Genomic DNA, 12453 nt, shown 5'->3' on the forward strand with positions numbered 1-12453 from the left:
CAAAGTCAGAAATTTAATAAAGCGGGGTGTCCATGTTCAAGCTGCTGTCGCCTGTGGTCTTACCAGTAAAGGTCCTTGGCGCAGCTCAAAGACACCTGGTATTCAACAAGCATTAAATAATGACTATCTGAAAAAGGCTGGATTATTTTCACTAAGGGATGGGTGGATCAAAATTCATTATCCTAACGGATAAATTAAATGAACCGCCCTGTGCGGACCCGCATGCAGGGTGGTGTGGGGAGAGCTGGGTAGATACCAGCTCTTACCCGATTTTCTAGAGATAAGGCATCGTGTAAATTTTAATGTGACCGTCGGGTATTATGCTCTTTGTAAGAAGGTGATTTATATTCTTACCTTTTTATGCTTTACCTTACTATTATTTTAAGCTGATCATAATTGAGAACTCCTGCATTATGATTCTTTTATAGTAATAGTTAAAAAGGATCTGAAAGATTACTTATTATCGATATACTTAAGTTTTTCAACGCATTTTCTTTTCTGAAAAAATATCAATAATGTTTTATTTTTAAATAAAATATACTGTACTTAGGTGAACTATATAGAAGGAGTTGGAGCAGCTAAGGGTTACATTATCCTGCCGTTGACTGTCATGAGCATATATCGAGGTACAGTAAGTGTTAAAAGCAAGTGGGATATTCCTCCTCCTTCAAAAACATCATCCACAGCAAAGTGTTAGCAAAACCATGGGGAAGGCTGTTTGCGGAGCAACTCCTGGGAGCAGCGTTAGGGGCAGTGGCCATAGATGGTCTTCTTGTGTGGGAGGAAAAAATTACGTGGCAGATATACCCTATACGAATGGTTTTTAGGTGCGGCCATCGAGTGACGAAGCCCCATGAGCCTATATTAATAGGTGGTTGGGGTGAGGAGTGAAGATAACAAAACTTAGAAATCATTCGTGAAGGGTATAAAACATTAACAATGTTTAATGAAACGTCTAGCTTGAACAGGATTAATGATAAAGCTTGGCGAGTATACTTGTTAACAAGTATTTAATAGGCTTGGCTGTTGATGAATTATTGTTAACTATCCAGTAAGTCATTAGATACCTGCGGAAATTACTTATAAGGAATAGAGCCTTGATTGGTTATGATCTAACCTAATCAATTTTGTGATGTGATTCACGGTTGTTTGAGGGCTTGCCTGTTGTGATTATTGGGTCTGCTCCGTGAGATACTGATAGTAGTACTTGGTCTTAGGCTGATAGTTGGCTATTTAGGTATATGTTGCTTGTATATAGCTTTATCCTTTGAGAGTGATTGAAAATATAAATTTTACTACTCGATTAAATTATAGTGTTATGCCTGCCGTGATTGATTTTATCTGTGTAACTTAAGGATAAAGCAAGCTTTTAAGGTTCTTGTTCGATGAGTGAGATGGAAGAGATTTGTAACGTTATTAATCAACGATTATTGCTTGTTTTAGATGTAGCATTATACAAAATACACAATAATCAACCTATTGAAGATATTCAACAAGAAAAGCGCATACTTGTGCACAGCAAATATGTGGCTTATAAGCGTGGGGTGAATGAAGAAACATTAGCCAATTTTTTTAATATGTTAATGGTCGCTGCTAAATTAGTGCAGTATAGATACTTCGCCCAAAATCTAATTCACCAGCATATGGTGGATTCACAGCAAGTGAAAGATTTAAATGGAAATGTACGTCCTGAGCTCAATAAACTTGGACAAAAGCTTATTTGCTTAATACAACAAAAGCTTGAAAAGAGTGGCCCATTCACAGAAACTGAGTGGAATCAATTTATTCAGATGATTTCAAACGACTGTTTATTTGATTCTGAAAAGCGCTATCTTTTTGAAAGTCTTAAACAGATTCGGTTGAGTGAGTAATCGAATAATTAATTACTGTCAATTCTTTATTAGGTTTTCATTACTGTGAAAAAAATTATTGTTTTTATGTCTTTGCTTTGTGCAGTTAATGGTTATGGTGATGATTGGTCAATGGTAAAGGAAAGAGGAATACTTCGTGTTGGTACCACAGGGGATTATGCACCGATTAGTTTTATCAATAGTGATGGTAAGTTACAAGGGTTTGCCATTGATATGGCTGAATCATTAGGGAAGGCGCTTAGTTTAAAGGTAGAGTTTGTCAAAACATCATGGCCTACATTATCTCAAGACCTTGCCAACAATAAATTTGATATAGCAATGGGAGGCATTACTCATACTAAGGAACGAGCTAAGACCTTTCTATTGACTTCAAAAGTAATCGAAAATGGCAAAATTGCATTAGTTAGATGTGAGGATTCTAGTCGTTATACATCAGAGAGTATGATCAATAATACTACTGTGAAAGTGGTTGTTAACCCTGGTGGAACAAATGAGCGGTTTGTAAAGTCTCGTTTATTAAAGTCTAATGTTATTAATGCCAAAGATAACTTTGTACCTTTTGGTATGTTATTAAACAAACAAGCGGATGTGATGGTAACTGATTTAATAGAAGGTCGATATCAAAGTCGTTTACATAAAAACAAACTTTGTGTTGCCAATGATCAGCCATTCTCAGGTACAGAGAGTTACAAGGTTTACATGGTGCAAAAAGATAGCAAAATGCTGTTAACAAAAGTAAATGATTGGTTATCAGCTGTCGATGTTAATGCTTTAAAACGTAAATGGAAAATTGATCCTTAGTGATTATTTTTTATGACTAAATTAGCCGTAGGGCTTAAGTAAAAGTAGTATGATAGTAAGGTGCAGGTGATTTAAACGCAAACTTAATATGATAGGGTGTTAGAGATCATCCCATGAAAATACTGGTTATTGAAGATGACGCCAAAATAGCGGGTAATATTGTTGGCTATTTATCGAATGCAGGTCACTGTGTTGATGCGGCTGACACAGGACCTACAGGCTTGATCCAGTGTGCCTCTACACAATATGACTTGCTCATTGTTGATCGAATGTTACCAGGATTGGATGGAATATCACTCATAAAATCAATTCGTCAACAAGGGATACATACACCCGTGTTGATGGTGACTGCGCTAACGGATGTTAATCAACGAGTTGAGGGGCTTGAAGTCGGGGCTGATGATTACTTATGTAAGCCCTTTGCGTTTGCCGAGCTGTTGGCGCGAGTCGAGGCTTTGTATCGACGGTATAAGACAAATACTATTGATGAACCTTTTTTACAAGTACATGATTTGACATTAAATCTAGTTACCCATGAAGTTGAGCGGGCTGGTGAGAAAATACAACTAAAACCAAGAGAATATAGGCTTTTAGAGTATCTTGTGAAAAATGTAAACCAGGTTGTAACTCGATCAATGCTGCTTGAAAAGGTGTGGGACTATTATTTTGATCCTCAAACTAATATTATTGATGTACATATTAGTCGGCTCAGGCACAAGATTGATAAAAATCATAAAGTGAAATTAATTCTTACTATTCGGGGAGCTGGCTATGCCATTAAAGCGCCTCGTTAGCTTTATTCGAGACTTTCTTTTCCGTGCTCCATTATTCGTTTGTTTAAGCCTGTGGATGGGTATAACGCTCTCGTGGTGTTTATTGTATCCTCAGGTGAATAATGCCATTTTAGCTGAGCTTGCCGATCGGGTTACCTATATGACCGATCCCGTGATAGATGAACTCCTTTATGATAAAACAAGTAATAAAGTGGTTCGGCCTTCTTCTCATGACTTTGTTGAAAAACTTATTAAAAGCCTGAATGTTAAATTTAGTGAGCAGTACTTGATTAGTAGTATGTATGTTCAAGTACTGGATGAAAATAAACAAGTCCTCTATTTTAACCTACCACAAAGTAATTCTTCACCAGTTATAAAACCCGTATGGAAAGATTTTGAGATTATCGAAGTTGCTGATATTAATTACTTTGTTTATATATTAAAGCTTGCTGATGGCGGTGTTTTTAAAATTGGTTCAAATGCAAATGATGCAATTGAATTTGTAGAGTATATACAAACAGTTATTCGTTATATTGTTATTGTTTCATTTATTGTTGCGTTACTGTTAGGTATATTCCTTCAGTATCGGCAGGCTAGAAAGGTTAATCACATACTCCAGTATTGTGATTTAGCAAAGGAAGCACCACATATACAGCTTCATGTTGCTGCTGCATCAGGTGAGTTTGAACAAGTTTACCAACGAATTAATGAGCTATTACGTTCTGCGAATGCTAAGATCAATGATTTACAAGATTTTTCGGCGAAAATCGCTCATGATATGCGCAGTCCTTTAACTCGACTGAGAGGGCAACTTGAGTTTCTGCTTAATCAAACAACTATAGAACATAAAGATATAGAATTACTTTTAAGTGAAATTGAGCGATTAGAAAAGAACTTTTCATCACTCATGACAATTTCTCAGTTGGAATCTAAGTCCTTTGAACATCGAGATATTAAATTTGATTTCCGACAGCTAATGGTTGATTTGAAAGAGATGTATCAACCTGTTTGTGAAGATCATAAAATAAAGTGTGAATGGCAACTGTGTGATGAGTCAGTATGGCAAACAGGCAATCCCAATTTATGGCTTCAAGCATTATCAAATATTATTGATAATGCACTAAAATTTACGCCTACACATGGAAAAGTAACATTATCATTAGTGCATGATAATGCACCTATAGTGCGTATTACTGATACTGGTTCAGGGATTCCTGAGCATGAGCGAGAAAATGTGTTTAAACGGTTTTATCGCATGGATAAGCACTATCGTGTTCAAGGGAGTGGTCTTGGGCTTAGTATGGTGAAAGCAATCTGCAAATATCATAACGCTCATGTCTCACTGGAAGGAAATCATGGCTTAACGGTAAAAATAAAGCTGGACGCACATACTGATGATAAAGCTTAATAATCGTACAGCATATTTCATCAGTGTGTAAAACAGTAGCAGGGTACTGTAACGTATCGATGTAAGATAAGGCTACAGGCAAAAAATCCATTAGGTTGAGTCACTGACTTATACATGAATCATCAAGTAGTCAGGCAGTGACTTTATGGGTTATTTGTCATCAACGCTGTAGTTGCTTTTTAACAATGTTTCAAAGAGCGTAGACTCGGATTCTTTATTAATGGTTGTCGGGTTGTAATGTTGGTCAATCAGCGGGTCTTCACAGTTGAGTAGTGTACGCAATATTTCATAAGCATCTTCAAAGGTTGGGCTTTTACCTTTAAATGTTAACTCCCAAGTAACATCTTCTCCCTCTGAGGTATCATCAATCGTGGCGGTAAACTGGTAGTCCTCAGTTACTTCGTCAAGCTCTTCTTCTCCATTATCTAGTGCATTTGCTTCAGCTTCGCTGGCGGATAAATTATGTTCATCTTCAAAAATGGCATCTTCTTCAATAATGCCTTTCCCTTTAGCGATGAGTCGATGGCGGGGAATTTGCTGGTCGGGAATATTAAGCTCAGTGAATTGATGGCTTTCCAGCTCGCAATGGTTAAAGCTTAAGAAACGCTTTTGATAGAGAATTTGGTCTTGAGCTGACATATTACAGTTACCTTTATTGTTGTCTATAGCGGTTGCTATGGATTTTTAACAGGTCTATTTACGCACAAGCTGTTTGAAATGTCATGGTGCACTGTAGCTCTCAAAGGGTTAACACGCAATATCGTGATTTTTCTCTAAATAGTAACGTAAATAATTAAGCTGATTATGGGTTAACTCAATACCTGCCTTTGTGCGTCGCCAAATAATATCTTCCAGTGAATTCGCCCACTCATGGGTTATCAGGTAGTCAACTTCTTTGCCGTAGAGTCCTGCACCAAAATACGGCCCAAGCTCTTCTACTTGTTTAACATTGTTTAACAATATAGTGGCTCGTGTTCCATAATTAGTACAATACCGGGTAACAATTGATTTTTCTAACCAGGGGTAAGTAGCGTACATCGTCTCGCAAAATTGCTCAAAACCATCAGTAAACTGTCCACCTGGCATTGGCGTGAAAGCCGTCCAGCCTTCAGACATTGTTGGGAAGTAGGGACGTAGATTTTCCATGGCCGCATTGGCTAATTTACGATAGGTGGTTAGTTTTCCTCCAAAAATATTCAGCAAAGGCGCTTTTCCATCTTCATCATCAACGGTGATGGTATAGTCACGAGTAATTGCAGACGGGTTTGGTGATTCATCATCACACAGCGGCCTGACGCCAGAATAGCTGTAGATAATGTCAGCAGGTGAAATATGTCGTTTAAAGTGGCTGTTAGTAATGGATATTAAGTAGTCAACTTCCTGAGCTGAAATCTGGATATCACGGGGGTTGCCATTATATTCGACATCTGTGGTACCTATCAGTGAGTAGTTATCAAGATAAGGAATCACAAAAATAATACGCTGATCTTCGTTTTGTAAAATATAGGCTTCGTCACTTTCGTACATTTTAGGTACCACAATGTGACTGCCCTTAATCAATCGTATACCATAACGTGACTGCGTGTGTGTGGCTCCTTTGATAAAATCAACGACCCATGGGCCTGTTGCATTGATAAGCCCTTTACAAAACACTTGTTGTGTTTGCTGGTGACGGTCTTTTAGCTCAATACACCAAAGGTTATTTTCTCGCTTTGCAGATATGCAACTGGTGCCATTTTTGATGATAGCGCCGTGCTCAGCAGCTGCAAGTACATTGTGAATCACTAGTCGGGCATCATCGACCCAGCAGTCTGCGTATTCAAATCCCTGCTTGATTTTATCATCTAAGGCCGAGCTACCATTGAATTTCACACCTCGAGAACCTGGTAATGTTTCTCGCTTACCCAAATGGTCGTACAAAAACAGTCCTGTTCTGATCATCCAGGCTGGGCGTAAATGAGGTTGGTGAGGTAAAATAAAACGCATTGGTTTAACAAGGTGAGGGGCGACTTTTAAGAGGACCTCTCTTTCCTGTAAAGCCTCTTTTACTAGGCGAAACTCGTAGTGTTCTAAATAGCGCAAGCCTCCATGTATTAGCTTGCTACTTGCAGAGGATGTGGCTGAAGCAAAGTCTTTTTGCTCACAAAGTAAAACTTTGAGTCCTCTGCCGGCAGCATCAGCAGCTACACCTGCGCCATTAATCCCACCTCCAACAACAACTAAATCTAAAGGTGTTTCTGGTGTAGTACCTATTTCTTGTTGTATTTGAGTCATAGATGCATTCCATGTTTGTCATGTCCATAAAGAGTATTCGAACTCGAACATTTTGTTGTATTTTAAACATTAAGTGTCGTATAGCAAGCGTCTTAGCAATAATGTACTACAGGCACTGTGGGGCGTTAGGGGTAATGAATGGTTAAGGAAATGTGTAAAAGAAGCTGTTAGACAATCTATAATTCAGCTTCTTTTTGGTATGGTGACAGGCTGGAAAAACTAAGTGGGTAAAAAGATTGTCTTAGAGGTGTCCTTAGGTAAAGGTTTTTCGAAAACGAAAGCCCAGTCATCAGGTGGTAATAAGTTTGGTGTCAGCCTGGTGGATAGCGTCCAGAAAATCCTCTGGAGGATGAGTGTTTGTATATAACCGGTCAATTTCACTCAGTCGTGCCAGCTTTACCAGAGCATTTCTACCAAACTTGGAAGCATCGGTGGCTAGAAATATTTGGCGAGAGTGCTTTAAAATCGCTTGTGCAACTCGGACCTCCTGATAGTCATAGTCTAGTAGTTGTCCCTCTTGATCAATACCACTTATACCTATAATGCCGTAGTCCACAGTAAATTGGCTGATAAAATCAACCGTTGCCTGGCCAATGATGCCACCGTCACGATTTCGTACCTGCCCTCCACAAAGTAAAATATTAAAATCTTCTTTATTTTTTAAAATACTGGCCACATGAAGGTTATTGGTGATAACCGTGAGTCCTTGGTGCTTTAGAAGTGCTTCTGCTATTGCTTCTGTGGTGGTGCCAATATTAATAAATAGTGAACTGTTATTGGGAATGTCTTGAGCAACACGCTGTGCAATTTGCTGCTTAGCAGACAGGTGCATTATTTTCCTTTGTGCATAAGCTGTGTTCGTTATACTTGAGGTTGGAATGCCTGCTCCACCATGATAGCGCTTTAACTGACATGTTTCTGCCAGCTGATTAAGGTCTCGACGTATTGTTTGAGGGGTAACAGTAAAGCGATTTACCAGCTCATCAATACTGACATATCCTCGTTGTTGAACTAGCTGCAGGATTTGTTCATGACGTTGTGATTGGTTCATATACTGAAATTTATTGCTTGTCTGAAAGTTGTATTTTCGAAAACGAAAATACACTCTACCATAAATGGCCAATGAGCGAGAACAATTGCTTGCCGGTTTAACAGCTTCAAGAATTAATTTCAAACCATGTGGGTGGTAAAATTTTTCAAAAAAAAACTTAACACGCTGTCATTTTCGCTTCACCATACACGCAGCGAACTACGTACTTGGGAGTCGCTGATGATGCCTTTAAGAGTGGTAGCATGGCTTTTATTTAAGCTAAAAGGCTGCTCTTGGCGGGTATAATAACAAAAAAAGGAGTAATTATGGCCGGCTATATAATGGCTATCGACCAAGGAACAACCAGTTCCAGAGCAATTATTTTCAACCAGCAAGGTGTTCCAGTACAACAGCATCAACAGGAAATTACTCAGTATTATCCTCAAGATGGTTGGGTTGAACATGACCCTGAGGAAATTTGGCAAAGTGTCCTGGCAACGTGTCGTGGTGCGTTAGCATTAGCCAAATTAAAGGCGGAAGATATTAATGCTATTGGGATTACTAACCAGCGGGAAACGACAGTTGTTTGGGATCGTGATACAGGCTTGCCTATTCACAAGGCTATTGTTTGGCAAGATCGTCGTACGGCTGACTATTGTGAGCAATTAAAACAGCAGGGATATGAAGAGCTGGTATCAAGTAAAACCGGGCTGTTGATTGATCCCTATTTTTCTGCAACAAAACTACGATGGCTGTTGGAGAATGTTGAAGGCGCAAGAGAAAAAGCTGAGCAGGGTAAGCTGGCGTTTGGCACGATTGATACGTTTTTACTCTGGCGGTTAACAGGTGGTGCAAGCCATAAGACAGATGCGACTAATGCTTCTCGAACGATGCTGTTTAATATTCACACTCAGCGCTGGGACCAGGAATTGCTGGAGCTATTTAATATTCCTGCGCAGATGTTGCCTGAAGTAATGGATTGTAGTGCTGATTTTGGGGAATGTGATAGATCACTATTCGGAGCAACAATACCCGTTACTGCAATTGCTGGAGACCAACAGGCTGCTCTTTTCGGACAAGCATGTTTCCATTCTGGTATGGCAAAAAGTACCTATGGCACAGGCTGCTTCCTTATTCAAAATACAGGAAGCCATGCAGTTAAGTCTAAGCATCGGTTATTAACAACCGTTGGTTATAGGCTAAATGGTAAAGTCACCTATGCAATAGAAGGCAGTATATTTATTGCGGGTGCTGCTATTCAATGGTTGCGCGATGGTATTCGTTTAATTTCCCATGCCAGTGTGACAGAAGCTTTAGCCCATGAAGCAGAAGAAAGCTACAGTGTATTTATGGTACCTGCATTTACTGGACTGGGTGCTCCCTATTGGGATCCAAATGCCCGTGGTGCAATTATGGGGCTAACCCGAGATACTGGAATTGCAGAAATCGTTGCAGCAGGATTGCAATCTGTATGTTATCAAACCAGAGATTTGTTAGAAGCCATGGTGGCTGATGGTGCAGAAAAGCCGTCAGCTATTCGTGTTGATGGTGGTATGGTTGTGAATAATTGGTTAATGGAATTTTTAGCTAATATTTTAAATGTACAAGTGGACCGAGCCGCTATTCCAGAAACCACGGCACTAGGTGTTGCCTATTTGGCTGGGCTTTACACAGGAATATTTAAAGATCTTGAGCAGCTGGAATCATTATGGCGAAGTGATAAGGCTTTTGAAGTACAAATGGGTAGTGAACGCCGAGAAGAACTTTATCGAGGTTGGCTCGATGCTGTTGAGCGTGTAAAAACACCTGCACTAAAATGAGAAGACGTTTTTATTTTTATGGATTAAATTTATAAAAATATGCATATAAATAAGCTGAGAGGTATTATAAGTAAGTTGCTGTACTGTACACATATACCCTTATTGAAGGGTATCTTAGGGCTGGATTTCCAGCCTTTTTTATTTCGGGGTAAGAGGTACCGAATAATGAGTTTTAAATTAATAATATCTGCCATTTTTAACTGGCAGCTCATCGCTAGGTTTGTACTTTTCACTGGTAAGCGAGTGATATTGGCATTGCTTGTGTTGCTGGCAGGTTGTACAGAGCAAAATAGCCAGCCAGATTTTCCGAACAGTTCAACAGGCAAACACGTACAGACATTTTCTCAGGCAAAGAAAATCCTGAAAGAGATTTATCATGACAACACCTACTCGCTATACTGCAACTGCCGCTATGTACAGCGTGGAAAAAAGTTAGTGCCTGATTTAAGCAGTTGTGGTTACCAAGCGCGTAAAAATGCTAAGCGGGCTGCACGTATTGAGTGGGAACATATAATGCCGGCATCGTATTTTGGGCAACGAATGAGCTGTTGGCAGCAAGGAGGGAGAAAAAACTGCCGGCGCGAAAGTGAATTATTCCGTCGAATGGAGGCAGACTTACATAACCTTGCGCCAGCGATAGGAGAGATTAACGGAGACCGATCAAATTTCGGTTTTGGTAACATTCGCGGTGAGCCTCGTCGCTATGGGCAATGTGATATGGAAATTGATTTTAAAAAAGATATTGCTGAGCCACCCGCACGGATTCGTGGTGATGTGGCACGAGTGTATCTGTATATGGCACGTAAATATCAATTAGCTTTAAGTGATAATGAGCAAAAACAGTTTACGCAATGGGCTAAGCGTGACCCTGTGAGCCGTTGGGAGAGAGAAAAAGCACAACGGATAGCGCGGTATCAGGATGGACCAACACCCGTTGATAAACATTAGTCGGTATAACGTTTTTTGAATATGTTGTAAACCCTCTTGACAATTGTATGTAATTTTACCGTTGTAAGAGCTACTTTTTAAATTACCTTTGTTTAAAGTCAGCATAACACTCATCGAACACGCCGTGAATCCATCCCTGTAGGCTTGGTTGCCGCGTCCTGCGGCAAACAGTTCGATGTGCGTTATCCTGCCGTTATCTACCGCAAAAAAATATTACCAGGAAATACCACAAGTGTGCTTTTAACTGTGATTGAGGTAAAGCACAAAGTGGTTTTGCAATGCTTTAATTTAGTTGAAAAACAGGGACTGGAAGCGTCGTTAGGCCCGACCTTTCTGTTCATTGTCGACGGTTGATAGAAATAATATTCTAAATTATGCATTCTAATATACCCAATACGAATGGTTTTTAGGTGCGGCCATCGAGTGACGAAGCCCCATGAGCCTATATTAATAGGTGATTGGGGTGAGGAGTGAAGATAACAAAACCTAGAAATCATTCGTGAAGGGTATAAATACGACTAAAGTATTATATGATGCGTTAGCTGGATCACTTAGTATTTGCTTCCAAACATATATGTAAGGAAGTCGATAATGAAAATGAAAGTAGCTGCTGCATTGGGCTTAAGCCTCAGCCTAGTTGCCGGGCAAGTATTTAGTGCAAATGAAAAAACCTTTACCTGGTATTCCTTTAGCCTTGGCAATCAGTTGGTGACCAAGTCAACATTTGGTTGTATTGATCAAGATATGATGTATGAAAAACATATTATTAAAGCTAATGATTCCAGTGGAAACTGGAGGCACAATGACGATGTATATTTATTTCAATTTTATCCAGAAAATAATGCCTATAATAACAACTTACCTGTACATGCTGTAAATACAAAGCTGGTTCATGATGCTAATCGTAAGACAATTAACTCATTAGGCAAAACAATCACAACGACAATCTATAAATTCCGTCCATATACTGTTATTGCAGGCCTGCGTGATAACAGTAAATCCAAAAAAGATTATTACGATGCACGAGGACACTTAGGAAGCTGGGGTATTCGCAGTATGTCTATTGATTTACAATGTGGTAATTTGTAAATGTTAATCCTAGCAGTATAACCCCTACCTTTTTGTCCCTTCTTATTTGCTTTGAGGGGGCATTAAATTTTAATTTTACTTTTGAGTCCTTTCTGACGACTTGGAAATACATGTTAAGAAAGATGAGATCAAAAAATAGCCGATACGTAGGGTTAGCGGCCAGGGCAATCGCATATAAAAATACAACAAAATCAGTATAATAGGATGATTAGCAACTGACTTAGAGCATCACATTGGAAAAAAATAATACAATTGCAGATCATTTTAGTCACTTAGACGACCCTCGAGTTGAACGCCATCGTCGTCATACGTTGGTTGATATCATTACTATTACGATTTGTGCTGCGTTGTGTGGAGCAGATGATTGGGTTGCTATTGAGCGATTTGGTAAGGCCAAGGAAGCATGGTTTCAAGGCTTTCTAGAATTGCCTAATGGGAT

General features: G+C 39.3%; 12 protein-coding genes. 9 read left to right on the forward strand and 3 right to left on the reverse strand.

Annotated elements, in window-relative coordinates; translation table 11 throughout:
- The 5 genes from F607_RS30780 to F607_RS0120470 all read left to right on the forward strand — a co-directional run.
- Window positions 1-193: hypothetical protein (locus tag F607_RS30780; RefSeq protein ID WP_038291395.1), on the forward strand; the 193-nt coding region annotated here is incomplete at its 5' end.
- Window positions 194-1385: 1192 nt separating this feature from the next.
- Window positions 1386-1871: a gamma subclass chorismate mutase AroQ gene (gene aroQ / locus F607_RS30785; RefSeq protein ID WP_051311680.1), complete on the forward strand. Its 486-nt coding sequence runs from the start codon at window positions 1386-1388 to the stop codon at window positions 1869-1871.
- Window positions 1872-1916: 45 nt separating this feature from the next.
- On the forward strand, window positions 1917-2672 hold the full coding sequence (locus F607_RS0120460; RefSeq protein WP_051311681.1) for a transporter substrate-binding domain-containing protein: 756 nt from the start codon (window positions 1917-1919) through the stop codon (window positions 2670-2672).
- A gap of 113 nt (window positions 2673-2785) precedes the next feature.
- Window positions 2786-3466 (forward strand): response regulator transcription factor, encoded by a 681-nt coding sequence (locus F607_RS0120465; protein WP_027709577.1) that lies wholly within the window; start codon window positions 2786-2788, stop codon window positions 3464-3466.
- Complete coding sequence (locus F607_RS0120470; protein WP_038291931.1) at window positions 3444-4853, forward strand: sensor histidine kinase; 1410 nt, start codon at window positions 3444-3446, stop codon at window positions 4851-4853. The genes F607_RS0120465 and F607_RS0120470 overlap by 23 nt, the downstream gene beginning before the upstream one ends.
- A 150-nt stretch (window positions 4854-5003) precedes the next feature.
- Here the strand turns inward: F607_RS0120470 and F607_RS0120475 are convergent, their stop codons facing one another.
- The 3 genes from F607_RS0120475 to F607_RS0120485 all read right to left on the reverse strand — a co-directional run bounded on the left by F607_RS0120475 (window position 5004) and on the right by F607_RS0120485 (window position 8178).
- Window positions 5004-5492, reverse strand: a complete 489-nt coding sequence (locus F607_RS0120475) for a hypothetical protein (protein WP_027709579.1) — start codon at window positions 5490-5492, stop codon at window positions 5004-5006.
- A gap of 108 nt (window positions 5493-5600) precedes the next feature.
- On the reverse strand, window positions 5601-7127 hold the full coding sequence (gene glpD, locus F607_RS0120480; RefSeq protein WP_051311682.1) for a glycerol-3-phosphate dehydrogenase: 1527 nt from the start codon (window positions 7125-7127) through the stop codon (window positions 5601-5603).
- A 289-nt stretch (window positions 7128-7416) separates the two neighbouring features.
- Complete coding sequence (locus F607_RS0120485; RefSeq protein WP_027709581.1) at window positions 7417-8178, reverse strand: DeoR/GlpR family transcriptional regulator; 762 nt, start codon at window positions 8176-8178, stop codon at window positions 7417-7419.
- Between the two features lie 305 nt (window positions 8179-8483).
- Here F607_RS0120485 and glpK point away from each other — a divergent pair, with 305 nt between their 5' ends.
- The 4 genes from glpK to F607_RS0120510 all read left to right on the forward strand — a co-directional run.
- Complete coding sequence (glpK, locus tag F607_RS0120490; protein WP_027709582.1) at window positions 8484-9977, forward strand: glycerol kinase GlpK; 1494 nt, start codon at window positions 8484-8486, stop codon at window positions 9975-9977.
- Between the two features lie 165 nt (window positions 9978-10142).
- Window positions 10143-10925 carry an endonuclease gene (locus F607_RS30790; protein WP_084611353.1) on the forward strand — a complete coding sequence of 261 codons (783 nt, stop codon included), beginning with the start codon at window positions 10143-10145 and terminating at the stop codon, window positions 10923-10925.
- Window positions 10926-11516: 591 nt separating this feature from the next.
- Window positions 11517-12014, forward strand: a complete 498-nt coding sequence (locus tag F607_RS0120505; protein ID WP_027709583.1) for a hypothetical protein — start codon at window positions 11517-11519, stop codon at window positions 12012-12014.
- Between the two features lie 233 nt (window positions 12015-12247).
- A partial coding sequence (locus F607_RS0120510) for a transposase family protein (RefSeq protein ID WP_027709584.1) occupies window positions 12248-12453 on the forward strand: 206 nt, incomplete at its 3' end.

This window comes from Zooshikella ganghwensis DSM 15267, assembly GCF_000428585.1.
Classification (GTDB): domain Bacteria; phylum Pseudomonadota; class Gammaproteobacteria; order Pseudomonadales; family Zooshikellaceae; genus Zooshikella; species Zooshikella ganghwensis.

Coding starts and splice junctions, on each gene's coding strand:
- glpK (WP_027709582.1), top strand. CDS start 8,484: ATGGCCGGCTATATAATGGCTATCGACCAAGGAACAACCAGTTCCAGA.
- F607_RS30790 (WP_084611353.1), top strand. CDS start 10,143: ATGAGTTTTAAATTAATAATATCTGCCATTTTTAACTGGCAGCTCATC.
- F607_RS0120505 (WP_027709583.1), top strand. CDS start 11,517: ATGAAAATGAAAGTAGCTGCTGCATTGGGCTTAAGCCTCAGCCTAGTT.
- aroQ (WP_051311680.1), top strand. CDS start 1,386: ATGAGTGAGATGGAAGAGATTTGTAACGTTATTAATCAACGATTATTG.
- F607_RS0120475 (WP_027709579.1), bottom strand. CDS start 5,492: ATGTCAGCTCAAGACCAAATTCTCTATCAAAAGCGTTTCTTAAGCTTT.
- F607_RS0120465 (WP_027709577.1), top strand. CDS start 2,786: ATGAAAATACTGGTTATTGAAGATGACGCCAAAATAGCGGGTAATATT.
- F607_RS0120470 (WP_038291931.1), top strand. CDS start 3,444: ATGCCATTAAAGCGCCTCGTTAGCTTTATTCGAGACTTTCTTTTCCGT.
- F607_RS0120485 (WP_027709581.1), bottom strand. CDS start 8,178: ATGAACCAATCACAACGTCATGAACAAATCCTGCAGCTAGTTCAACAA.
- glpD (WP_051311682.1), bottom strand. CDS start 7,127: ATGACTCAAATACAACAAGAAATAGGTACTACACCAGAAACACCTTTA.